Annotated in this window: 19 protein-coding genes and 1 pseudogene; 10 read left to right on the top strand and 10 right to left on the bottom strand. The window is 59.4% G+C overall.

Annotation, left to right across the window (positions count from 1 at the left end):
- Positions 1-40 precede the first annotated feature (40 nt).
- Complete coding sequence (locus AC07N8_RS10190; protein ID WP_140669349.1) at positions 41-763, top strand: pirin family protein; 723 nt, start codon at positions 41-43, stop codon at positions 761-763.
- A 99-nt stretch (positions 764-862) separates the two neighbouring features.
- Here AC07N8_RS10190 and AC07N8_RS10185 read toward each other — a convergent pair whose 3' ends face one another.
- Positions 863-1,738 carry a LysR family transcriptional regulator gene (locus AC07N8_RS10185; RefSeq protein WP_483840010.1) on the bottom strand — a complete coding sequence of 292 codons (876 nt, stop codon included), beginning with the start codon at positions 1,736-1,738 and terminating at the stop codon, positions 863-865.
- 113 nt (positions 1,739-1,851) lie between these two features.
- On the opposite strand from AC07N8_RS10185, the gene AC07N8_RS10180 reads away from it, so the two are divergent.
- The 3 genes from AC07N8_RS10180 (at position 1,852) to AC07N8_RS10170 (ending at position 5,285) form a co-directional block, all read left to right on the top strand.
- On the top strand, positions 1,852-3,063 hold the full coding sequence (locus tag AC07N8_RS10180) for a YbfB/YjiJ family MFS transporter (RefSeq protein WP_493143353.1): 1,212 nt from the start codon (positions 1,852-1,854) through the stop codon (positions 3,061-3,063).
- A gap of 58 nt (positions 3,064-3,121) precedes the next feature.
- Entirely contained in the window at positions 3,122-4,120 is a 999-nt protein-coding gene (locus AC07N8_RS10175; RefSeq protein WP_493143351.1) for an NAD(P)H-quinone oxidoreductase, read from the top strand.
- 229 nt (positions 4,121-4,349) lie between these two features.
- Entirely contained in the window at positions 4,350-5,285 is a 936-nt protein-coding gene (locus AC07N8_RS10170) for an alpha/beta hydrolase (protein ID WP_483840013.1), read from the top strand.
- Here the strand turns inward: AC07N8_RS10170 and AC07N8_RS10165 are convergent.
- Both AC07N8_RS10165 and AC07N8_RS10160 read right to left on the bottom strand, forming a co-directional pair.
- Positions 5,257-7,071, bottom strand: coding sequence for an ABC transporter ATP-binding protein (locus AC07N8_RS10165; protein WP_483840014.1), 1,815 nt, complete (start codon positions 7,069-7,071; stop codon positions 5,257-5,259). The genes AC07N8_RS10170 and AC07N8_RS10165 overlap by 29 nt on opposite strands.
- A gap of 374 nt (positions 7,072-7,445) precedes the next feature.
- A pseudogene (locus AC07N8_RS10160) lies at positions 7,446-7,601 on the bottom strand (helix-turn-helix domain-containing protein); the annotation flags it as partial.
- Positions 7,602-7,969: 368 nt separating this feature from the next.
- Here AC07N8_RS10160 and AC07N8_RS10155 point away from each other — a divergent pair.
- Positions 7,970-8,404, top strand: coding sequence for a hypothetical protein (locus AC07N8_RS10155; protein ID WP_493143349.1), 435 nt, complete (start codon positions 7,970-7,972; stop codon positions 8,402-8,404).
- 450 nt (positions 8,405-8,854) lie between these two features.
- Here AC07N8_RS10155 and AC07N8_RS10150 read toward each other — a convergent pair whose 3' ends face one another.
- On the bottom strand, positions 8,855-9,868 hold the full coding sequence (locus AC07N8_RS10150) for an AraC family transcriptional regulator (protein ID WP_493143348.1): 1,014 nt from the start codon (positions 9,866-9,868) through the stop codon (positions 8,855-8,857).
- A gap of 166 nt (positions 9,869-10,034) precedes the next feature.
- Here AC07N8_RS10150 and AC07N8_RS10145 point away from each other — a divergent pair, with 166 nt between their 5' ends.
- The 4 genes from AC07N8_RS10145 (at position 10,035) to AC07N8_RS10130 (ending at position 12,624) form a co-directional block, all read left to right on the top strand.
- The gene (locus tag AC07N8_RS10145; RefSeq protein ID WP_493143346.1) at positions 10,035-10,886 is read left to right on the top strand and encodes a 3-hydroxybutyryl-CoA dehydrogenase; all 852 of its coding nucleotides are present in this window, start codon (positions 10,035-10,037) and stop codon (positions 10,884-10,886) included.
- The gene (locus AC07N8_RS10140) at positions 10,873-11,475 is read left to right on the top strand and encodes a TetR/AcrR family transcriptional regulator (RefSeq protein WP_483840018.1); all 603 of its coding nucleotides are present in this window, start codon (positions 10,873-10,875) and stop codon (positions 11,473-11,475) included. The genes AC07N8_RS10145 and AC07N8_RS10140 overlap by 14 nt, the downstream gene beginning before the upstream one ends.
- A gap of 183 nt (positions 11,476-11,658) precedes the next feature.
- Positions 11,659-12,072: a VOC family protein gene (locus tag AC07N8_RS10135; RefSeq protein ID WP_483840019.1), complete on the top strand. Its 414-nt coding sequence runs from the start codon at positions 11,659-11,661 to the stop codon at positions 12,070-12,072.
- Between the two features lie 126 nt (positions 12,073-12,198).
- Entirely contained in the window at positions 12,199-12,624 is a 426-nt protein-coding gene (locus AC07N8_RS10130; RefSeq protein WP_483840020.1) for a hypothetical protein, read from the top strand.
- A 21-nt stretch (positions 12,625-12,645) separates the two neighbouring features.
- Here AC07N8_RS10130 and AC07N8_RS10125 read toward each other — a convergent pair whose 3' ends face one another.
- The 3 genes from AC07N8_RS10125 to AC07N8_RS10115 all read right to left on the bottom strand — a co-directional run bounded on the left by AC07N8_RS10125 (position 12,646) and on the right by AC07N8_RS10115 (position 15,356).
- Complete coding sequence (locus AC07N8_RS10125) at positions 12,646-13,872, bottom strand: RtcB family protein (protein WP_493143343.1); 1,227 nt, start codon at positions 13,870-13,872, stop codon at positions 12,646-12,648.
- Positions 13,873-13,888: 16 nt separating this feature from the next.
- Positions 13,889-14,908, bottom strand: a complete 1,020-nt coding sequence (locus AC07N8_RS10120) for an ABC transporter substrate-binding protein (RefSeq protein ID WP_493143341.1) — start codon at positions 14,906-14,908, stop codon at positions 13,889-13,891.
- Between the two features lie 232 nt (positions 14,909-15,140).
- Positions 15,141-15,356 carry a TOBE domain-containing protein gene (locus AC07N8_RS10115; RefSeq protein WP_027921432.1) on the bottom strand — a complete coding sequence of 72 codons (216 nt, stop codon included), beginning with the start codon at positions 15,354-15,356 and terminating at the stop codon, positions 15,141-15,143.
- A gap of 328 nt (positions 15,357-15,684) precedes the next feature.
- Between AC07N8_RS10115 and AC07N8_RS10110 the strand changes: the two genes are divergently transcribed.
- Complete coding sequence (locus tag AC07N8_RS10110) at positions 15,685-15,891, top strand: hypothetical protein (RefSeq protein WP_493143339.1); 207 nt, start codon at positions 15,685-15,687, stop codon at positions 15,889-15,891.
- A gap of 58 nt (positions 15,892-15,949) precedes the next feature.
- On the opposite strand, the gene AC07N8_RS10105 is transcribed toward AC07N8_RS10110, so the two are convergent.
- From AC07N8_RS10105 to mexE, 3 genes are read right to left on the bottom strand one after another with little or no spacing between them, the layout of a single operon-like run.
- Entirely contained in the window at positions 15,950-17,368 is a 1,419-nt protein-coding gene (locus tag AC07N8_RS10105) for an efflux transporter outer membrane subunit (protein WP_493143337.1), read from the bottom strand.
- On the bottom strand, positions 17,365-20,559 hold the full coding sequence (locus tag AC07N8_RS10100; RefSeq protein WP_493143335.1) for an efflux RND transporter permease subunit: 3,195 nt from the start codon (positions 20,557-20,559) through the stop codon (positions 17,365-17,367). Before AC07N8_RS10100 ends, AC07N8_RS10105 begins: the two co-directional genes overlap by 4 nt.
- A 12-nt stretch (positions 20,560-20,571) precedes the next feature.
- A complete protein-coding gene (mexE, locus tag AC07N8_RS10095) occupies positions 20,572-21,831 on the bottom strand; it encodes a multidrug efflux RND transporter periplasmic adaptor subunit MexE (RefSeq protein ID WP_493143333.1) in 1,260 nt (419 codons plus the stop codon).
- Positions 21,832-21,930 lie beyond the last annotated feature (99 nt).

The raw sequence follows: 21,930 nt of genomic DNA, 5'->3' as shown, positions 1-21,930 counted from the left end.
CTCACTCGGACGAATCAACGTCCCAACAGGAGATTTCATCATGCTGACCCTTCGCAAAGCTTCTGATCGCGGCGCGGCCAATCACGGTTGGTTGAAGTCGTTCCATACCTTTTCCTTCGCCAACTACCGCAACCCGAAAGAACAGGGTTTTTCGGACCTGTTGGTGATCAACGATGACCGCGTGGCGGCCGGCAAAGGCTTCGGCCAGCACCCTCACCGCGACATGGAGATTTTTTCCTACGTGCTCGAAGGCGCACTGGAACACAAGGACACGCTGGGCACCGGTTCGGTGATCCGCCCGGGTGACGTGCAGTTGATGAGCGCCGGCAGTGGCGTGGCCCACAGCGAGTACAACCACTCGGCGACACGGCCCGTGCACTTCCTGCAAATCTGGATCGTGCCGGAAGTGAGCGGCGCCAAACCGCGTTATCAGCAAGAGCATTTCAGCACGCAAAAGAAACGTGGACGTCTGCAACTGATCATCTCCCCCGACGGCGACAAAGGCTCGCTGAAGGTGCGGCAGGATGCACGGGTGTACGCCGCGCTGATCGACGGCAAGGAAAGCGCTGCGCTGGAACTGGCCGCGAATCGTTATGCCTATGTGCATGTGGCCCGTGGCAGCGTTGAACTCAACGGCGTGCAGTTGCAGGAAGGTGATGGCGTGCGGGTGCGTGATGAGCAGGTGCTGACGTTGAGCAACGGTGTAGATGCCGAAGTGCTGGTGTTCGACCTGCGCCCGCAAGAGCTGCCTGAAATGCCATAAGGAAGAAATCGCAGCCTCGTTTCACTCCTCAGCTCCCACAGGGTTTGGCTTACACCTGTGGGAGCTGACGAGTGAAGCGAGGCTGCGATCTTTTGGGCTTCACTCGCCCGTCCCTGAAAACACCGCGACAATTTCTTCGATCACCACCCGCACCCGCGCGGTGTGCCGCAAGTCGGCGTGGGTCACCAGCCAGACGTCATATGGCAGCGGTCGTGTGCGCTCCGGCCACAGCCTGACCAGCCCGTCCCTCTCCCCCATGTACACCGGAATTTCCCCCAGCCCGATACCCGCCGCAATGGATCGACGCACCAGCAGGCTGGAGCTCAGGCTCGACACGATCCGCCCGCGATGCAACGGCTCCGACACCAGCGTCATGTCCTTCTGGTTTTGCAGGTACGGCTGATACACCACCAGATCATGCCCCTCGAACGCCGAGCCCGGCGCCGGCACGCCGTTGGCGTCCACATACGCCTGGGACGCGAAAAGGCCCACCGGCCAGCGGGCGATGCGTCGCGCGATCAGGTCCGGATTATCCGGCCGGGTATTGCGCACGGCGATGTCGGCTTCGCGTTTGGCCAGGCTGAGAATCTGCGTCGAGGCGTCCAGTTGCACGCGCACGTCGGGGTGCTGCTGATGCAGGCGCGCAATGGCCGGGATCAGGAAATCGATGGCCATGGAATCCGTGGTGCTGACCCGAACGAGCCCGGTCAAGCGGTCATCCAGCCCCTGGATCTGCCGCTGCAGCTCCAGCGCCGAGCGCTCCATCTTTTCCACCGCCGCCAACGCCGCCTCGCCGACGGCGGTCAGTGCGTAACCTTCGGAGGTGCGCAGGAACAGCGTGGCACTCAATGACTTTTCCAGCGCCGTAATCCGCCGGCCCACCGTGGCTTGATCAACCCCCAGCACCCGCGCAGCGCCGCGCAGTGTCGACTCTCGGCACACCGCGAGAAATACCCGTGCATCATCCCAATTCATACGGCTCTCCTGCTGATGCATATACGCATCACCATAGCGCAAAATCGCTGCGTTATTGCATCAGATAATCGCGATAGGCTGAAGGCCAGCAAACACCTCTCAGGATCCTGCTCATGCACAGCTCATCGCCCCCCTCGCGCAGCGCCCTGTGGCTGCCGATCTTCGCCGGCCTCAGCGCCAGCCTGGTCAGCATTGGCCTGGCGCGGTTTGCGTACACACCGTTGATTCCATCATTGATCCAGGCCCACTGGTTTTCCGCCAGCGACGTGGTTTACCTCGGCGCCGCGAACCTCGTCGGCTATCTGATTGGCGCCCTGATCGGCCGCCCTGTCGCGCAACGTACCTCCAACAAAACCGCGCTGCGGCTGATGATGTTTGCGGTGACGTTATCGTTCTTCGCCTGTGGCTTTCCCTTGTCGGTGAGCTGGTTCTTTGGCTGGCGCCTGCTGTCGGGCGTTGCCGGTGGCGCGATCATGGTGCTGGTGGCCGCGACCGTGTTGCCCCACGTGCCGGCATCACGCCGAGGGTTGGCCAGCGGTGCGATTTTTCTAGGGATTGGCCTGGGCATTGCCGGTTCGGGGACGATTGTTCCGCCGTTGCTGAGCCTTGGCTTGCAGCAGACCTGGTTTGGCCTTGGCGTGTTGTCCCTGGTGCTCACCGCTGCCAGTTGGTTCGGCTGGCCGTCGGAGGCGCATCACGCAGCCGTCACGCCATCAATCAACGAACCCAAGACTGCCACTGATCCACGGGTTTACCTGCTGTTTGCTCAATACGCGTTCATGGCCGCCGGGCTGGTGCCCGCCATGGTGTTCCTGGTGGATTACGTCGCCCGTGGCCTCGGTGCAGGGCCGCACGTCGGCGCGCTGATTTGGGTGATGTATGGCCTTGGCGCAATTATCGGGCCCGTGAGTTACGGCTTTCTGGCGGATCAGTTCGGCGCGAAAGTCAGTATTCGCGTGGTGCTGGTAGTGCAAGCGATTGCCGTTAGCCTACTGGCGATATCGAGTTCTTTTACGGCGCTGGCCTTGCTGGCGGTGATTCTCGGCTCGTTCCCACCGGGCATCGTCCCGTTGGCGCTGGCACGGGTTCACGAACTGATCCCGCAGCATCACCAGCAGCAAGTGGCCTGGAGCCGCGCGACGGTTTCGTTCGCCACCTTTCAGGCCATCGCAGGCTTTGCCTATTCGGCGCTGTTCAATGCCAGCGGCGGTCATCACGCCTTGTTGTTTGTCATCGCGGCCGGTGCGATTGTGGTTGCACTGCTGCTGGAACAGGGCATGCGTTTGCTCAACCGTCGTGATGATTTGTTGCCTGTTTTGAACTGAATCACCGCTCCGTGAATGCGGTCCCACTGTTATGACTTCTCTATCCCAGGACTTCGACATGACCTTGCCTCAAACCATGACCTTGATTGAAATCACCGAGCCCGGCGGCCCCGAGGTGTTGAAGCCGCGCCAGGAGCCGGTGCCGACCCCGGCGGCGGGCGAAGTGTTGATTCGCGTGCACGCTGCCGGAATCAACCGCCCTGATGCGCTTCAACGTGCAGGCAAGTACCCGCTGAAACCCGGCATGAGTCCGTTCCCGGGGCTGGAAGTGGCCGGTGAAGTGGTGGCCATCGGCGCAGGCGTCAGCGAGTTCATTGTCGGCGACAAGGTCTGCGCGCTGACCAACGGCGGCGGCTATGCGCAGTATTGCGTGGCACCGGCCGGCCAGACACTGCCGATCCCTGATGGTATGGATTGGGTACACGCGGCGGCGATCCCGGAAACCTTCTTCACGGTATGGGCCAATCTGTTCGACATGGGCGGCGCCAGCAAAGGCCAGCGCGCCCTGATCCACGGCGGCACCAGCGGCATCGGCACCACCGCGTTGATGCTGTGCCGCGAATTCGGGGTCAAGGCATTCGCTACGGCGGGCAGTGAGGACAAGTGTGCGGTGATCCGCCAGTTGGGCGCCGAGCCGATCAACTACCGTGAGCAGGATTTCGCCGAGGTCATCGCGCAAAAAACCGCTGGCAAAGGCGTGAACGTGATCCTCGACATCATGGGCGGTTCGTACCTGAATCCGAACATCGCGGCGCTGGGCATGGAGGGTCGACTGGTGATGCTGGGCTTTCTCGGCGGCGCTCACGCCAAGGATGTCGACCTGCTGGCGATCATGGCCAAGCGCGCAATCATCACCGGTTCCCTGTTGCGCTCACGCACCCGCGAAGAAAAGGCCTCGATTGCCGAACAGTTGCGAGAGTACGTCTGGCCCGTGCTCGCCGCCGGGCGCTGCCTGCCGATGATCGACAAGGTGTTTGCGCTCAACGACGCGTCACAGGCCCATGCGCGGATGGAGGCAGGGGATCATGTTGGGAAGATTGTGTTGAAGGTGGATTGATCGGGCTCCAGCTGGATTGGCTTTGACAGTACCGGCCCCTTCGCGAGCAGGCTCGCTCCCACTGTGGATCGCATTTCTTTTGGAAGAACTCGGTCAAATGTGGGAGCGAGCCCCCTCGCGAAGGGGCCCGATGATTTACTGCATATTCATACGGCTGTCGAAATTGTTCCCGCCCCCACCACGCATCTGTTAAAAACCGTCCTTTCCCGCTGATCTTCCGGACCGCCACATGTCGTCGAATTTGTTGAGCCGCTTGGGCCGTCGCTGGCTACCGCTGCTGTGCATGGCCGTGCTGATCGTCGGCCTGCCGGTCAGTTGTGGAGTGCTCAAATACAAAGAGCGCGAGCTGCTGTTTCGCATCGAACCGGGCACCGCCGGTTGGTACCGCGGCTTGCCGAGCGATGTGCAGGAATTCGACATCAAGCCCGCCAGTTTCAAGGCCGGGCAAAACCTGCATGCCTGGTGGTGGCCGGCGGCGCGCCGGGATGCGCCGTCGATCCTCTACCTGCACGGTGTGCGCTGGAATCTCACGGGCCAAGCGTTTCGCATCGAGCAATTGCGCGCCATGGGTTACTCGGTGCTGGCCATCGACTACCGTGGCTTCGGCCAAAGCAAAGGTGACCTGCCTTCGGAAGCCAGTGTTTACGAAGACGCCCGAGCCGCCTGGGAGCGTTTCACCCAGATGCAACCGGACGCCAACAAGCGCCTGATCTACGGCCATTCCCTGGGCGGCGCGGTGGCCATCGACCTCGCGGCGGACCTCGCCGCACAAGCGAAAAAGCAACATGACCCGGTGCCGGTGCGCGGCCTGGTGATCGAGTCCACGTTCACTTCGCTGGGCGATGCCGTGGCGCAAGTGGCCGACAGCAACCTGCCGGTGAAATGGCTGCCGGTGCGTTGGTTGGTGTCACAGAAATTCGATTCCATCGACAAGATCGTCGACATCGACATGCCGTTGCTGGTGGTCCACGGTCTGGCCGACCCGTTCATGCCTTCACGCTTCAGCCAACAGTTGTTCAATGCCGCCAATGAACCCAAGCGCCTGCTGCTGGTGCCCGGTGGGACGCATAACAACAGCATGATGCTGGGTGGCAGTCAGTATCGCCAGGCAATCGATGGCTTGATGAAAGCCAAACCTAGCGGTAACCCCGGGCTTGCAGGTTGAACAGCTGCGCGTAACGCCCGCCCGCCTCCACCAGGCTGTCGTGATCGCCACGCTCGAGGATCGTGCCCTGGTCCAGCACGATGATGTGATCGGCATTGCGCACGCTGGAAAATCGATGGGAAATCAGCAACGTCATGCGGCCTTCGGTGTGCTCGCTGAAATGCTCGAACACCGCTGCTTCCGCCGCCGGATCGAGGGCGGACGTTGGCTCATCGAGAATCAGGATATCGGCGTCGCGGCGCATGTAGGCACGCGATAGCGCGATCTTCTGCCACTGCCCGCCGGACAACTCTTGCCCACCGGCAAACCATCGCCCCAGTTGCGTGGCATACCCGCGATCCAGACGCTCGATAAACGGCGCAGCCATGCCTTGGGCCGCCGCGTCCTGCCAGCGCTGTTCATCGTTGAACGCCAACGTGTCGCCGACGCCGATGTTTTCGCCCACCGAGAATTGGTAGCGGATGTAATCCTGAAAAATCACGCCGATGCGCTGCCGCAGCGCGACTTCCTGCCAAACCTGCAAATCGCTGCCATCGAGCAAAATGCGACCTTGATCGGGGCGGTACAGGCGAGTCAGCAACTTGATCAGTGTGGTCTTGCCCGAGCCGTTCTCCCCCACCAGCGCCAGGCTGCACCCCGGCACCAGGTGCAGGTCGATACGCTCCAGCGCCGCACGACTCGCCCCCGGATACGTGAAGCCGACGTTCTCGAAGCGCAGGCCATCGCCGGGCACCGCGCCCTCCGTGAGCGTCCCGGTATCGGCCACCACCGGTTCGGCCAGGTACTCATAGAGGTTCGACAGATAAAGACCATCTTCATAGAGCCCGCTGATAGCGCTCAAGCTGCTGCTGACTGCAGTTTGCCCCTGCTTGAACAACACCAGGTACATGGTCATTTGCCCCAGGGTGATATGGCCGTGAACGGCATCGACCACCACCCACGCATACGCCAGGTAAAACGCCGCCGTGCCGAGCAGGCCGAGGACAAAACCCCAGCCATCGCGACGCAATGTCAACCGACGGTCTTCGGCGTAGAGACGCGCAAACGTCTCGCGATAGCGCTTCAACAACAGCGGCGCGAAACCGAACAACTTGACCTCTTTGATGTACCCCTCGTGGGACAGCAGCGTCTCGATGTAAGTCTGCTGCCGGCTCTCCGGCGCCCGGCGGGTGAACAACCGAAACGCATCCCCGGAAAAATGCGCCTCGGCGAAAAACACCGGCAACGCACCGACCACCAGCAGCACCAGCGCCCACGGCGAAAAGTGCACCAGCAACACGCCGAAGCTGATCAGCACAATCAGGTTCTGAATCAGCCCCAACGACTTCATCACCAGCGCCAGCGGCCGGGTCGACGCCTCGCGCCGTACCCGCACCAGCTTGTCGTAAAACTCGGAATTCTCGAACTGCACCAACGACAACGTCTGGGCCTTCTCCAGAATCATCGTGTTGACCTTCTGCCCCAACTGCACGCGCAACAGCGACTGCTGAACCGACAGTGCCCGCTGCGTACCGGACAACAACGCCAGCACCCCCGCCTCCATCAACACATAACGCACCACCGGCCACAACGGCGCACTGCCCTGCTGCGCATGCAACTGCATGGCGCTGACCACCGCGTCGACGATGCGTTGACCGATCCAGGCCGCGAGTGCTGGGAGTACACCGGCAATCAGGGTTGCCAGGACCAGGCCAAGGAACAATCCACGGGAGGTGCCCCAGACCAGAAGCAAGGCGCGTCGGGCCTGGTCGAACAGGGCGGTGAGGCGGTTAAGGGCCGCTGGCATTGGTCAAGCTCGCAGAGGGCAAACAAGGTGACAGGGTACTTCAGCCGGGGAATGAGCGTGATGCGAATCAACTGTAACGTTTGTTCGCTTGACGCGAGAGGACGTCAGGATGAGGATCGTCCGACTTTCAGAGGTCGCGCATGAATAAAAAACGAATATCTGCACCTATCAGCAGAGCTCCTTTTCCTGGAGAAGCAGCTAGCCAAACCTGGGCTTAGCAAGCTATCTGCAATGTCTATTCGCTCTCGAATTGCGCGAGCAAAATCATCTCTTGAAGTGAGTACTCAGAACACGGACCAACCTGCAAAGCTCGTCGTTACGTAACTTGGCTCCCCCTTTTCAGGTACTCTCGATACAGAGTAAGAAAGCCTACTTCACTCCACCCCCACCTGAAACGGTGCCCGATACCGCCCTGGACTTTCCCCCATCCATTTCTTGAACACTCGATGAAACGCGCTCGGCTCCTGAAAGCCCAACTGTTCAGCGAATTCGCTGATGCTCACTGTGCTTTGGCGCAATTGCTCAAAGGCCGCGTCGGGTAAATAAATCCGTCCCGCTTTGGGATCCTATAGGGGCTCTATCATGATGAATCTCTACCATGATGGGTTTGCAGGATGTGTGTTTGTCGATCACTTATACTTTTTACATTGACACAATTAACTTTTCAATCGTTTTTATCATAAAAAACTGTCAAAACTAACAGGTTGATTTCGGGTAGCACAGTGGTACGTTTTATTGGACACCCACCAGCAACTCCGTGAATCGCACAGGGGAATTTAATATGTTTACCATTGCAGAGTTCAGACGACTAATAGAGCTAAGTCAGCCCCATAGAAACCTGGACGCATCAGAGAATTTAGAATGTTCGAGACTATTTGAACTAGTAAGACTGAAGTTTATGACAAACACTTCAAAGGAGCCACTCAACAATGAGAACACGGAGTGGTTAAAATTTTGTACAGCATTAAATCCAACAGAGGAAGATTTACTGGAGGATCTATTAGCTGCGTGGAAAATAGAACTGGACAACAATATATCACAACTAGAAAATCCACTTAATGATATCCCGCCAGGAGAATACCTACGGGCTTGGGGCAATTATCCTGGCGCTATGAGTTTACGGTGTATCCAGGGTAACTTTGGCGGAATAAGCCAAGATGGAACGTGTTTTTATTTGTCTTCCGAGGCAGTGGAAATATCGAAAACAAGTTCTATTGAGCGTGGCCACAACGGCCCTGACTCTCTCATTTCTCCTATAAGTTCAACTCTCGTAATGGTTGAGGGTATATGGTACAAATCTGTTGTTCATCCAGGATTTATTTTTCATCAATGATAAGTGACTACGCACAATGGAAATTGAATTTTTACGGTGAATATTTTTCTCGGCTTCATGCAGCAATAATTATCTGATTATCAGGAAGTCCATTACTAAAAAATAACGAGCACTTCGCTTTTGAATTATGACCGCAGTCGCCGTTACTTTAAATATATCCGATAGGGAGACTCCTCGACGCATTTGCGAGGAAGCTCCCTTCAAGCCGCTTTGGTCTATCGATGGGAGGGTGGACTCCTCAGTTTCCTACTACCGCGCACGGCACACCCTTATACCGCATTGGTGTTAGCCAGTGAGTTAGGCCGGGATTTATCGCCCCCTCACTGGACTTTTGCTCTTGGTTCGGTGCCGACTACGTGGATATCGCAACCACGTATGACACTTAAACAAACTCTCTATTATATCTAACCACTCGAGCAAGATTGCCCACAAAGTGCCCGCTCAAAACGCTCACTGGGTACCCTGAAACCGCGCCCGATACCGCCCCGGGCTCTCCCCCGTCCATTTCTTGAACGCCCGATGGAACGCACTCGGTTCCTGAAAGCCCAGCCGTTCGGCGATGTCACTGATGCTCGCCTTGCTCTGGCGCAGTTGCTCAAAGGCCACGCCGCGCCGTACTTCGTCCTTGATCTCCTGATACGAGCAGCCTTCGCGCTCCAGCTTGCGGCGGAAGGTGCTGGGGCTCAGGTGTTGTTCCAGGGCGAAATCCTGCAGGGTCGGCCATTCGCTGTAGTCGCTGTTGCGCAGGCGCTGGTGGACTTGCGAGGCCAGGCCGTGCTGGTTGCGGAAGCGGATCACCAGCCATTGCGGGGCCGTGCGCAGGAATACCTTGAGTGTGGCCAGGTCTTGCACCACCGGCAGGCGCAGGTAGTGGCTGGCGAATTCGATTTCGGTGCGCTCGGCGCCGAAGGTCAGGTTGGGGCCCCACAGCAGGCGGTCGTCGCTGAGGGACACGCGCTGATGGCGGAAGTCCGCGCGGTCGATGGGAATGCGTCGTCCGCCGAGCCAGCACAGCAGGCTGATCATCAGCACGAGGAACGTCTCTTCGCCAAAACGGCTGACGTCGTCATTTTGCGCGTGGGTGTCGAGGCTGATGATTGCGCGCTTGCCGCGCACGGTCAGGGTGCCGCGAAAGTCGCGCAAGAACAGGCCGAAATTGACCAGGCACTGGCGCATGGCTTTGTGCAGGTCGGGTTCCTGAATCAACGCGCGGCAGATCAAGGCGAAGCTGCCCGGCGGCATGCCGTGGGAGTCGAGCCGGAAAAACTCGTCGTTCAACTCGCGGATCTGAATCAGCCACAGCTCGGCAAACGCACTGGCCGGCACCCGCGCCGTGGGCTGATCCATCAACGCCGGGTCGATACCGGCCTGTTCCAGCACCGCCGTCAGGCGCGGCGAATCTCCTCCCAGTGCGTGGATCATGGCCTGCACGAAATAAACGGCAACCGAGTCGTTTTCCCGCATGTGAACGTTTCGCTCCCTGACACTTGAATGGCAAAAAACACCAGCACCGTTGAACAGTTGCGGCATAGGACAACTGAGCGGCCGGTTCTAGACTCGCGGCCAATAGTACGCCTTCGACCGTTATGACGGCCAAGGTATCGCAAGGTATGAGTGGAAGGACGGCAACATGAATTTGCAAAACATCGGCGTGATCGGTGCGGGCACCATGGGCAACGGGATTGCGCAGGTCTGTGCGCTGGCCGGCTTCACCGTGACCCTGATCGACATCTCCGAGAGTGCCCTGCAAAAGGCGCTGGCCAGCGTCAGCAAAAACCTCGATCGCCAGGTCGCCAAAGAAACGCTGACCGAGGAGCAGAAGCACGTCGCCCTCGACAGGATTCGCACCAGCACCCAATACGACAGCCTGAAAAACGCGCAACTGGTGATCGAAGCGGCCACCGAAAACCTCGACCTGAAACTGCGCGTGCTGCAACAAATCGCCGCGCAGGTCAGTGCCGAGTGTGTGATTGCCTCCAACACCTCGTCGCTGTCGATTACCCAACTCGCCGCCAGTGTCAGCCAGCCTGAGCGTTTCATCGGCCTGCACTTCTTCAACCCGGTGCCAGTGATGGGCCTGATTGAAGTGATTCGCGGCCTGCAAACCAGCGACGCCACGCACGCTCTCGCCCTGGACATGGCGACCACCCTGGGCAAAACCGCGATCACCGCCGGCAACCGTCCGGGTTTCGTGGTCAACCGGATTCTGGTGCCGATGATCAACGAAGCCATTCTGGTGTTCCAGGAAGGCCTGGCCAGTGCCGAAGACATCGACGCCGGCATGCGTCTGGGCTGCAACCAGCCGATCGGCCCGCTGGCCCTGGCCGACCTGATCGGTCTGGACACCCTGCTGGCCATCATGGAAGCCTTCTACGACGGCTTCAACGACAGCAAATACCGCCCGGCTCCGCTGCTCAAGGAAATGGTCGCCGCCGGTTATCTGGGTCGTAAAACAGGACGTGGCTTCCATGCCTATGCCTGAGCGATGCTCGCGCTTCACCGAGTACCGGGACAAAGTGCTGGAGTTGTTTGCCAGCAAGGGTTTCGGTCAGGTCGGCATGCGTGAGCTGGCGACGTGCCTGGGGCTTTCCTCGGGCTCGTTGTATCACCATTACCCGAGCAAGCAGCACTTGCTGCTCGACCTGATCGAGGAGTTCTACGAAGAGCTGCTGGCGACCCTCGGCCGCCTCGATCAAAAGGGTCCGGCGAAACGCGACAAGCTGCAAAACCTGATCCGTGCGCATTTGAATCTGCACCGGGAAATGCCCTGGCATTTTCGTCTGGCGGAACGCGACAGCGGTTGCCTCAATGACGAGCAACAGGCGCGCGTGCGGCAATTGCGCGAGCAATACGAACAGCGCCTGCTGCTGATGCTCGGCACCAAACCGCGGGTCGGTGAACACGCGCAACGCGCCACTGCGCACGCCATCGCCAACTTGCTCAACAGCGCCCCCAGTTGGTTGATGCAACATGAGCTGAATGACCATGAGCGCGATGAACTGCTGGAAAATATGGTGAGCGGGGCCATTGAGCGTCTGCTGCGGCCTTCGGCGCCACGTGCGGTGGCGTGAGCACCTGATGCGAGGTCAGGTGCACGCGTGCTCAGGCGATAAAACACCCCGTTTCAATAGAAAAATCATCTAAACGAATTTTGCCAAACCCTCCCTCTAACGCTTTGCTAATGGCGTCCAATCACTGCGGAGCCGGGGGTTGACGCAACCTAGCCCGGCCTCCTGCGTTACCGGGAGCACAACATGAAAATCAATCCCTACCTGATCTTCAACGGCGACTGCAAAGCCGCGTTCACCTTCTATGAGAGAAGCCTGCCCGGCAAGATCGAAGCCATGATGACCTTCGGCGAAACCCCGGCCGGCGAGCACGTGCCGACAGATCTTCATAACCTGATCATTCACACCCGCCTGGTGGTGGGCGATCAGGCCATCATGGGGTCCGACACCACACCGGACCGTCCCGTCGATGACATGGCCGGTTTTTCGGTTTCGCTGAATGTCGACAGCATCGCTGAAGCGGAACGGGTCTTTAACGCCTTGTCGGAAGACGGCACCGTGCAAATGCCGCTGGAACAGACGTTTTGGGCGGCGCGTTTCGGCATGCTGGTGGACCGCTTTGGTGTGTCGTGGATGGTCAACTGCGAGAAGGATCAGTAACACGCGTTTGCGTCAGGCATGAAAAAGCCCAACCTGTGAACGTTGGGCTTTCTGGCAACTCCCGGACCGTCTGCTACCGTCAACAAGCCACCCGCGTGGCAACGGATTGTTCGGAGGACACCCGCTATGCCTGCTCATGCCCCTTGGTCCACCCGCTGCAAAATGTCGCTGCTAGCCGGAGGGCTCGTCGCCGCCCTGCTCGCGCTCAATGGTTGCGCCACCGTCGATGCCCAGACCACTGCGTACGTGGGCGTGGAACATCCGGCGCCAACGCTGGCCAGTGAGGTGGTGGTGCTGCGCACCGAACCCACTCGCCCGCATGTTCGGTTGGGTGAAGTGCTGATCGATGCCAGCGTCGACCCTGCCCCGCCGATTACCCAGGTTGAAGAAAAACTGCGTGAGGAATCCGCCAAGCTTGGCGGCGATGCCGTGGTGGTGGTTTACGACCATATCGGCACCGTCGGCGCGTATGTCAGCGGGCCGCTGTGGAGCCGCGACATCGAAACGATTCAGGGCCGCAAGCTCAAAGGCATCGTGATCAAGTACAAATGACCGTTCGGTGACTGAAAGTGCTCAGCCCTTGACGCACACCACCTGGCGCAAGGTGTGCAGCACTTCCACCAGTTCGCGCTGGGCGTGCATGACGTCGTCGATGTTTTTGTAGGCCATCGGGATTTCGTCGATCACCGCTGCGTCCTTGCGACATTCCACGTGGGCGGTGGCGCGGACCTGGTCCTGGACCGTGAACAGGCTTTTCGCCTGGGTACGGCTCATGATGCGGCCGGCGCCGTGGCTGCATGAGCAGAACGACTGTTCATTGCCGAGCCCACGGACGATGAAGCTTTTCGCGCCCATTGATCCAGGAATGATCCCCAACTCGCCCTTCTTCGCCGACACCGCGCCTTTACGGGTGACCAGGATGTCCTCGTCGAAGTGCCGCTCTTTTTGCACATAGTTGTGGTGACAGTTCACCGCTTCCAGCGCCGCCTCGAAGGGTTTCCTGATCACTTGCCGGGCCGCTTGAATCACCGATTGCATCATCAGCGCACGGTTCTGCCTGGCAAAATCCTGCGCCCAGTCGACGGCTTCGACGTAATCGTCAAAGTGCCGGCTGCCTTCCTTGAAATAGGCCAGGTCACGGTCCGGCAAATTGGCGAGGTGATGGCGCATGTCGGCCTGGGCCAGTTGAATGAACAGGTTTCCGATGGCGTTGCCGACCCCGCGAGAACCACTGTGCAGCATGAACCAGACCCGGTCGGTCTCATCGAGGCACACTTCGATGAAATGGTTGCCACTGCCCAATGTGCCCAAGTGCGCGCGATTGTTGGTGTGGGCGAGTTTCGGGTACTTGTCGGTGATTGCCTTGAACCGTGAGGCCAACGCCGACCAGGCATGATCGGCCTGTTTCGGAACACTGTCCCAGGCGCCTTTGTCCCGGACGCCGCGCCCCAGGGTGCGGCCATGGGGCACCGCTTTCTCGATGGCGCTGCGCAAACCGTGCAGGTTGTCGGGTAAATCCGCAGCGGTCAGCGTGGTGCAAGCAGCGATCATGCCGCAGCCGATGTCGACGCCGACAGCCGCCGGGATGATCGCGCCCACGGTCGGAATCACGCTGCCGATGGTCGAGCCCTTGCCCAGGTGCACGTCAGGCATCACCGCCAGATGCTTGAAAATGAACGGCATCTTCGCGGTGTTGATCAGTTGCTGCCGGGCTTCGTTTTCGACCGGGACGCCTTCGGTCCAGAGCTTGATCGGTTTGCCGTTGGCGACGTCCAGCCGTTGGTAGGTCGGGGTTTGCATGATGTTCGATCGTGTCTCAACTGCCTGCACCGCCATGTGCTTCCTCAAAGAAATAGTCTTTCCAGCTGTCTGCCTTGTTTTTCAGCACACCTAACGTCTGCAGTTGCTCGGCATAGATATAGGTTCGCTGTGGCACCACGGTGAAGTCGATTTCCGGGTCGGCGACGATTTTCTCAACCAATGGCAAGGATAGTTTCGATTGCTCCACGCGGATATAGGTCTGGGCGGCTGCGGGCTTGTCGGCCTTGATAATCTGCTCGGCTTCAGCCAGCGCTGCGTAGAACGCCTTATAGGTTTTCGGGTTTTCGTCGTGGAATTTTTCCGTGGTGTACAGCACGTTGAACGTGGCCTGGCCACCCAGTACGTCGTAGGAACTCAGCACTTTGTGGACGTTAGGGCTTTGCAGTTCCTGATACTGGAACGGCGGGCTGGAGAAGTGTGAGTTGATCTCTGAACCGCCGGCAATCAGCGCCGATGTCGCGTCGGGGTGGGACAGGCTGATCGAGATATCATCAAACTTCTTGAAATTTTCCGCGCCAAACTGCTTGGCCGTTTCAATCTGCAACGTGCGCGACTGGAAACCCACCCCCGCCGCCGGCACCGCGATTCGGTCCTTTTCGGTGAAGTCCTTGAGGCTTTTCACATTCGGATTATTGGTCAGCAGGTAATTGGGCATCGACCCCAGCGAGGCGATGGCCTTGACGTTTTGCTTGCCCTTGGTCCGGTCCCAGATCGTCAGCATCGGCGGCACGCCGGCCGACACCACATCCAGTGCACCGGCCAATAGTGCCTCGTTCATGGCGGTGGCCCCTGAAATGCTGTTCCAGTCGACCTTGATGTCGAGGCCCTGCTCCTTGCCGTGTTTTTCGATGAGCTGCTGGTCGCGCACCACATCCAGAATCAGGTAGCCGATGCCAAATTGCTGGGCAATGCTGATGTTGCCTTCGGCCTGAACCACCGGGCTGAGTAATGCGCTCAGCGCCACCACGGAGGTGGCCAACAGGGTTAATGCGGAGCGCTTGAAAGGTGTCGTCATGAAAACCTCAAGGTAACGGAGGATGCCGAAAAAAAGCGGCCGAAGCCGCCAATGTCGATCAGCCAAGAAGTAACACCTGTGGGAGCGAGCCTGCTCGCGAAGGCAGCCTTTCAGCCAACGCAAGTGTTGACTGACAAGCCCCCTTCGCGAGCAGGCTCGCTCCCACAAGGATTGCGGCGTTCAGCGCCTCAACTGACCTGAACTCCTGATCGTTGATTTCAAACCGGCAGATTCAGAGCTTGGCGATCGAGACCTCGGTGGATTTAACGAAGGCAATTACTTCGCTACCCACTTTCAGTTCAAGATCGCGCACCGAGCGTGTGGTAATCACGGAGGTGACGATGCCGGAGGCGGTTTGCACGTCGATTTCGGACACCACTTCGCCTTGGACGATTTCCTTGATGACGCCCTTGAACTGGTTCCGGACGTTGATCGCTTTGATGGTCATGATGAGGCTTCCTGTCTGGTGGCGGACGCATCCGTGCGGATGCGCAGGCCCTCAAAGTGCACCACCTGCACAAACAACAAAAGGAATAAATAATTATCTATTTATTCCTTTTTTGAATATTAAACCTCGAATCGTTGTCCGGTATACGAGGACGCTTGCACCATTCGTCGCATAGGCAAATCTTTGACGCCTGGCTCAAAGTGTCTGGCGTGGGGATTGCAAAGGCCGGTCGTAGCCGCCCGGAAACGACGTTATTCTGACGCAGCAACAATCAACTCAACATTTAAGGACCCCGGCGAAACGCCTGGTGAGTCACCGGAGATTTAACGTGTCAACCCTCAGTGAAATCGCAGCGAACCACGCGAGAATGGTTAAATTACAGGCACAAGAGTCGACCGGATTGAGTGAGCGGCACGTTCAAATTGTGGGGTGCTTCGAAGTGCCCGTCATGGAAGAACAACAGCACATCCCCTTGCACTTGATCGCTGGCGCGCAGGACAATCACCTCGCCCAGGCTGCGGGTTATTTGCTCTGAGTGAGTGTTGCACCAAAGAGTGGCACCAACCGGTTGGTGACCACTCCTTGCACTCATTTCAGTCAAGCTTCGCCAACTTGGTTTCACCACTGTCCCAACCACCTCCCAGCGACTTGTAGATGGCGACGATCCCTCGGTACTGATCAATCTCACCGAGCGCCTGCTCATCCTCGGCGTTCAGTCGCTCGCGCTGTGCGTCGAGCAACACCAGGTAGTCCGCCGTCCCTTCCTGATACTGGATTGCCGCCAGGTCCGCCGCGGCACGGCTCGACTCGCTTTGCTTGATCAGCGACAGCAAGCGTTGTTGGCGTTTGCCATAGTCACTGAACGCATTTTCCGACTCTTCCAGCGCCAGCAAGACTTGCTGTTCATAGGTGGCCAAGGCCCCTTCGGCGTTGGCGTTGGCACCGCGAATACGCGCCCGCACGCTGCCCAGATCAAACGCCGCCCAGGTAATGCTCGGGCCCAATCCCCACGCTCTGGCGGCGCTGGAACCGATTTGCGAACCGCGCCCCGCGGTGAAACCGAGGAACCCGCTCAAGCTGACCCGAGGAAACAAATCGGCCGTGGCGACGCCGATATCCGCCGTGGCGGACGCCAGCCTGCGCTCGGCAGCGAGGACATCGGGACGCCGGCGCAACAGTTCACCGGGATCACCGATCGGCAGGGCCTTGGCGATGGCGGGCAAGTCGGCGGGATTGAGCGACACGCTCAATTTATCCGGGCGCTCACCCAACAGCGTGGCGATGCGGTTTTTCTCCCGCACCTGCTCCGCCTGAAGTTGCGGCACCGTCGCTTCGACCGCGGCCAGTCGGGCATCGGCACGCACCACGTCCAGTTCATTGCCCACACCCGCATCGCGCAGGCTGACTGTGACGGTGCGTGAGTCCTGCTGGTTTTTCAGGTTGGCCAAGGCAATTTTTTCCCGCAGTTGCGCGCCCCGTAGTTGGCCATAGGCATCGACCAGCTCGGCGATCATGGTCACGCGAAGCTGATACAGGTCCGCCGCTGCCGCGTCTTCCTGAGCATTGCTGGATTCCAGTTCACGCTGGATCCGGCCAAACAAGTCGATTTCCCAGGCCATGTCCAGACCGAGGTCGTAGCGCTCTGTGTTGACGCGTTTTTCGCTCAAGCCCGGCACTTGTGACTTGCCTTGGTGACTGCTGACGCTGCTGGTGACGACCGGCAGGTTGTCATTGCTGATGTCATCGCGAATCGCCCGCGCCGCTTTCCAGCGTGCAAACGCGACGCGCAGGTCGCGGTTGCCCTCCAGGGACTTGCTCACTAACTGGTTGAGCGTGGGGTCGTCAAACTGTTGCCACCAAATGGTTTCGAAACGGGTTTGATCGTAATGGCCAGTCTGGGCCGACACGACATGCGCAGGCGCCGTGTCAGGTGTTTTGTAATCGGGGCCCACCGTGCAGGCAGCGAGTGCGGCGACCAGAAGGCTGGGTAAAAAGAGCTTTATCGCTGTCATGAGTGAGCCTCCGAATTCAAAGCGTTTGCCGGATGGACCGGGGTGGATTGGCGCGCGTTTTTGCGCTCGATGTAGCGACGGATGAGGACAAAGAACACCGGGGTCAGCAGCAAGCCAAAGAACGTCACCCCGAGCATCCCGGAGAACACCGCGACACCCATGGCACGGCGCATTTCCGAGCCGGCACCGGTGGACGTCACCAGCGGAATTACCCCCATGATGAAAGCGAAGGACGTCATCAGGATCGGCCGCAGTCGCATGCGGCAAGCGTCCAGCACCGCGTCCAGTGGCGACAGGCCTTGCGCCTGTTTGTCCTTAGCAAACTCGACGATCAGAATCGCGTTCTTGCACGCCAGGCCCACCAGCACGATCAGGCCGATCTGGGTAAAGATGTTGTTGTCGCCCTTGGAAAGGATGACGCCGGCAATGGCCGACAGCAGGGTCATCGGCACAATCAGGATCACCGCCAGCGGCAGGCTCCAGCTCTCGTACAGCGCCGCCAGGACCAGGAATGCCAACAGCACGCAGAGCGGGAAGACCAGCAGCGCGGTGTTGCCCGAAAGGATCTGTTGATAGGTCAGGTCGGTCCATTCATAGGTCATGCCGTTGGGCAGCTCTTCTCTGAGCAGTTTTTCAATCGCTGCCTGCGCCTGGCCGGAACTGTAGCCGGGCGCCGCGCTGCCGTTGATTTCCGCGGTAACGAAACCGTTGTAGTGCGAGACGCGATCAGGCCCCGACGTCGGGCTGACCTTGACGAAGGTGGCCAGCGGGATCATTTCGCCTTTGTTGTTGCGCACTTTCAGCTGACCGATCTGCTCCGGTTCCTGGCGGAACTGCTGTTCGGCCTGCACATTGACCTGATAGGTCCGCCCGAAACGGTTGAAGTCGTTGGCATACAGTGAGCCCAGGTACACCTGCAACGTGTCGAAGATGTCGTTGATGGCCACGCCATGAATCTTGGCTTTTTCGCGGTCAATGGCGGCGTCTACCTGCGGCACGTTGACGGTATAGCTGGTGAACAAATTGGCCAGCTCCGGAACACTGCGGCTCTTGCCGATGATGTTCATGGTCTCTTTGTACAGTTCTTCGTAACCCAGGTTGCCCCGGTCTTCGATCTGCAGACGGAAACCGCCAATGGTGCCCAACCCTTGAACCGGCGGCGGCGGGAACACCGCGATGTAAGCGTCCTGGATGCCACCGAACTTGGCATTCAGTGAGGCGGAAATCGCGCCGGCTGACAGGCTCGGGTCTTTACGCTCATCGAAGGGCCGCAAGCCGATGAAGGCGATACCGGCGTTCGGGCTGTTGGTGAAGCCATTGATCGACAGGCCCGGGAACGCCACGGCGCTGTCGAAACCCGGCTCGTTCATGGCGATGGTGCTCATGCGCCGGATCACCGACTCGGTGCGATCGAGGCTGGCGGCATCCGGCAACTGCGCAAAGGTCACCAGGTACTTTTTGTCCTGGGTCGGCACGAAGCCGGTTGGCGTGGTGCTGAAACCCAGGTACGTCATCGCGATCAGGCCGGCATAGACCAGCAAGGCCACGCTGCTACCCCGAATGACCTTGGCCACGGCAATGACGTAGCCATGGCTGGCCTTGTCGAAGAAGCGGTTGAAGGGCTTGAACAGCCAGCCACCCAGCAGGCGATCCAGCACTTTGGAGAAACGGTCTTTCGGTGCGCCGTGTGCCTTGAGCAACACCGCCGCCAATGCCGGCGACAAGGTCAGGGAGTTGAACGCCGAGATCACGGTGGAGATGGCAATGGTCAGGGCGAACTGTTTGTAGAACTGCCCGGTCAAGCCCGAGATAAAGGCAGCGGGCACGAACACCGCACACAGCACCAGCGCCGTGGCGATGATCGGACCAGTCACCTCGCCCATGGCTTTTTTGGTCGCCTCGGCCGGTTCAAGCCCCGACTCGATGTTGCGTTCGACGTTCTCCACCACCACGATCGCATCATCGACCACAATCCCGATCGCCAACACCAGGCCGAACAGCGACAGCGCATTCAGCGAAAACCCGAACAGGTGCATCACGGCAAATGTGCCGATCAGCGACACCGGCACCGCGACCAGCGGAATGATCGAGGCGCGCCAGGTTTGCAGGAACAGAATCACCACCAGCACCACCAGGATCAACGCTTCGAACAGCGTATGGACCACCGCTTCAATCGAGCTGCGGACGAAGATCGTCGGGTCGTAGACGATCTCGTAATCCATGCCTTCCGGGAAGTTCTTCTTCAGCTCGGCCATCTTCGCCCGCACCTGGTTGGAGATGTCGATTGCGTTCGACCCGGGACGCTGGAAGATCGGCATCGCCACCGCTTCCTCGTTATTGAGCAAGGCGCGCAAGGCGTACTGATTGGAACCCAACTCGACCCGGGCGATGTCCTTGAGACGGGTGATTTCGCCGTCGGGGCCGGCTCGAACGATGACGTTCTCGAACTCTTCTTCGCTGACCAGACGCCCCTGGGAGTTGATCGACATCTGGAAGCTCGTGGCATTCGGTGCCGGCGGCGAGCCCAGTTGCCCGGCAGCGACCTGACGATTCTGCTCGCGCACCGCGTTGACCACATCGGTCGCCGTCAGATTGCGCGAAGCGGTTTTGTTCGGGTCGAGCCAGATACGCAGCGAGTAATCGCCGATACCGAACATCTTCACATCGCCAATACCGTCCAGGCGCGACAGCTCATCCTTGACGTTGAGGATCGCGTAGTTGGACAGGTAGAGCATGTCGTAGCGTTTGTCCGGCGACACCAAGTGCACCAACAAGGTCAGCTCGGGAGAAGCCTTGTCGACGGTGATGCCGATGCGCGTCACTTCCTCGGGCAGCTTGGGTTCGGTGCGGGTCACGCGGTTCTGCACCTGCACCTGAGCGTTGTCCAGATCGGTGCCCAGGGCGAATGTCACGGTGAGGGTGAGTCGGCCATCCGCGGTGGATTGCGAGGACATGTACAGCATGTTCTCGACGCCGGTGATGGCTTGCTCCAGAGGCGCCGCTACCGTTTCACCAATGACCTTCGGGTTGGCACCAGGGTAGTTGGCGTGGACCACGACGGTGGGCGGAACCACCTCGGGGTATTCGCTGATCGGCAACTGGAACAGCGAGATGGCGCCGGCGATCAGGATCAGCAGCGACAGCACGGCTGCGAAGATCGGCCGCGTGATAAAGAACTGAGAGAATTTCATGGCGATGCTCTCTTATCCGCGAGGGGAAACGGACGCATCCGTTTTCACCAGCGCCGGTGATGTGTCTGAGGACGATGTCGGCGCGGCCGGTTGATTACCCGCCTCGATGGCCTGGCGTTGACGGGTCAGGGTCGCGACGGTTTCCGCATCGGCCATCGGCGCATCTTGCGGGGCGACTACCGCTCCGGGGCGAACCCGTTGCAGGCCGTTGATGACGATCCGGTCTTCCTTCTGCAAACCGCTGCGCACGATGCGCAGGCCTTCAAGCTTGGGGCCCAGTTCGACGCTGCGGTACACGGCTTTGTTGTCCTGATCGATCACCAGCACGAATTTCTTGCCCAGATCGGTGCCCACCGCTTCGTCCTTGATCAGCAGGCCGGCATAAGCGGCGCTGCCCACCAGTTTCAGTCGGGCATACAAGCCAGGTGTGTACTTCCCGTCGCTGTTGTCGAACTCGGCGCGGCCACGGATGGTGCCGGTTTTCGGATTGACCTGGTTGTCGACAAAGTTCATCCGCCCCAGGTGACTGTTGCCCTCCTCGTTCGACAAGCCCATGTACACCGGCGTGGTCTGGCTGCGCTGGCCTTGGCGAGAGAGTTGGCCGTACTTGAGGAACAGGCGCTCGTCAGCGTCGAAATAGGCGTAGACCTTGTCGGTGGACACCACGCTGGTGAGCGGCGTGGTGTCGGCAGTGACGATGTTGCCGGCGGTGATTTCAGCACGGCTGACCCGTCCGGAAATCGGCGCGGTGACGCGGGTGAAGCTCAGGTTCAAACGCGCCAGATCCAGTTGCGCCTGCACGGAATCAACACCGGCCTTGGCTTCCTGAGCGGTGGTGGTGCGGGTGTCTGCCAGCTCAGCAGAAATCGCGTTGCTGCTCAGCAAGCGTTGGCCACGCTGTGCTTCATTGCCGGTGCGAACCAGCGTGGCGCGGGCTTGTTGCAACTGCGCTTCGAGGCGATGAACTTCGTGTTCGAACGGACGTGGGTCAATCTGGAACAGCAAATCCCCCTTCTTCACCAGCACGCCGTCGGTGAACGCAACGCGTTCGATCTGACCTGAAACCCGTGGGCGGACTACGACGGTTTCCGGCGCTTCCAACCGGGCAGTGACTTCATCCCATTCGGTGATGGGCTGCTCGAGCACTTTGGCGACTGTGACGTGCGGCGCCCCTGGCGCCTGAGCGGCATTGGGCGTTTGATTGCACGCGGCGAGGACCGCCAGAGCCACTGCAGCGAGGGGATAACGCAAAGGTTTCAGTGATTGTTCCATGGGGGTGTCCGCCAGACGGTTCAGGAATTTCCGGATTCTCGACGTCGCGCGAGGCATCGACGAATTGAACGGAGTGAAGTTGGGTATCAACATTAATGA

The organism is Pseudomonas sp. GW821-FHT10C09 (genome assembly GCF_059415465.1).
This window is presented reverse-complemented; position numbering and strand designations above follow the sequence as displayed.

Excerpts from the sequence above, each read along its gene's own strand:
- AC07N8_RS10145 (WP_493143346.1), top strand. The coding sequence starts at position 10,035 with ATGAATTTGCAAAACATCGGCGTGATCGGTGCGGGCACCATGGGCAAC.
- AC07N8_RS10100 (WP_493143335.1), bottom strand. The coding sequence starts at position 20,559 with ATGAAATTCTCTCAGTTCTTTATCACGCGGCCGATCTTCGCAGCCGTG.
- AC07N8_RS10140 (WP_483840018.1), top strand. The coding sequence starts at position 10,873 with ATGCCTATGCCTGAGCGATGCTCGCGCTTCACCGAGTACCGGGACAAA.
- AC07N8_RS10185 (WP_483840010.1), bottom strand. The coding sequence starts at position 1,738 with ATGAATTGGGATGATGCACGGGTATTTCTCGCGGTGTGCCGAGAGTCG.
- AC07N8_RS10150 (WP_493143348.1), bottom strand. The coding sequence starts at position 9,868 with ATGCGGGAAAACGACTCGGTTGCCGTTTATTTCGTGCAGGCCATGATC.
- AC07N8_RS10135 (WP_483840019.1), top strand. The coding sequence starts at position 11,659 with ATGAAAATCAATCCCTACCTGATCTTCAACGGCGACTGCAAAGCCGCG.
- AC07N8_RS10190 (WP_140669349.1), top strand. The coding sequence starts at position 41 with ATGCTGACCCTTCGCAAAGCTTCTGATCGCGGCGCGGCCAATCACGGT.
- AC07N8_RS10130 (WP_483840020.1), top strand. The coding sequence starts at position 12,199 with ATGCCTGCTCATGCCCCTTGGTCCACCCGCTGCAAAATGTCGCTGCTA.
- AC07N8_RS10105 (WP_493143337.1), bottom strand. The coding sequence starts at position 17,368 with ATGACAGCGATAAAGCTCTTTTTACCCAGCCTTCTGGTCGCCGCACTC.
- AC07N8_RS10155 (WP_493143349.1), top strand. The coding sequence starts at position 7,970 with ATGACAAACACTTCAAAGGAGCCACTCAACAATGAGAACACGGAGTGG.
- AC07N8_RS10115 (WP_027921432.1), bottom strand. The coding sequence starts at position 15,356 with ATGACCATCAAAGCGATCAACGTCCGGAACCAGTTCAAGGGCGTCATC.
- AC07N8_RS10170 (WP_483840013.1), top strand. The coding sequence starts at position 4,350 with ATGTCGTCGAATTTGTTGAGCCGCTTGGGCCGTCGCTGGCTACCGCTG.
- AC07N8_RS10125 (WP_493143343.1), bottom strand. The coding sequence starts at position 13,872 with ATGCAAACCCCGACCTACCAACGGCTGGACGTCGCCAACGGCAAACCG.
- AC07N8_RS10120 (WP_493143341.1), bottom strand. The coding sequence starts at position 14,908 with ATGACGACACCTTTCAAGCGCTCCGCATTAACCCTGTTGGCCACCTCC.
- AC07N8_RS10175 (WP_493143351.1), top strand. The coding sequence starts at position 3,122 with ATGACCTTGCCTCAAACCATGACCTTGATTGAAATCACCGAGCCCGGC.
- AC07N8_RS10180 (WP_493143353.1), top strand. The coding sequence starts at position 1,852 with ATGCACAGCTCATCGCCCCCCTCGCGCAGCGCCCTGTGGCTGCCGATC.
- mexE (WP_493143333.1), bottom strand. The coding sequence starts at position 21,831 with ATGGAACAATCACTGAAACCTTTGCGTTATCCCCTCGCTGCAGTGGCT.
- AC07N8_RS10165 (WP_483840014.1), bottom strand. The coding sequence starts at position 7,071 with ATGCCAGCGGCCCTTAACCGCCTCACCGCCCTGTTCGACCAGGCCCGA.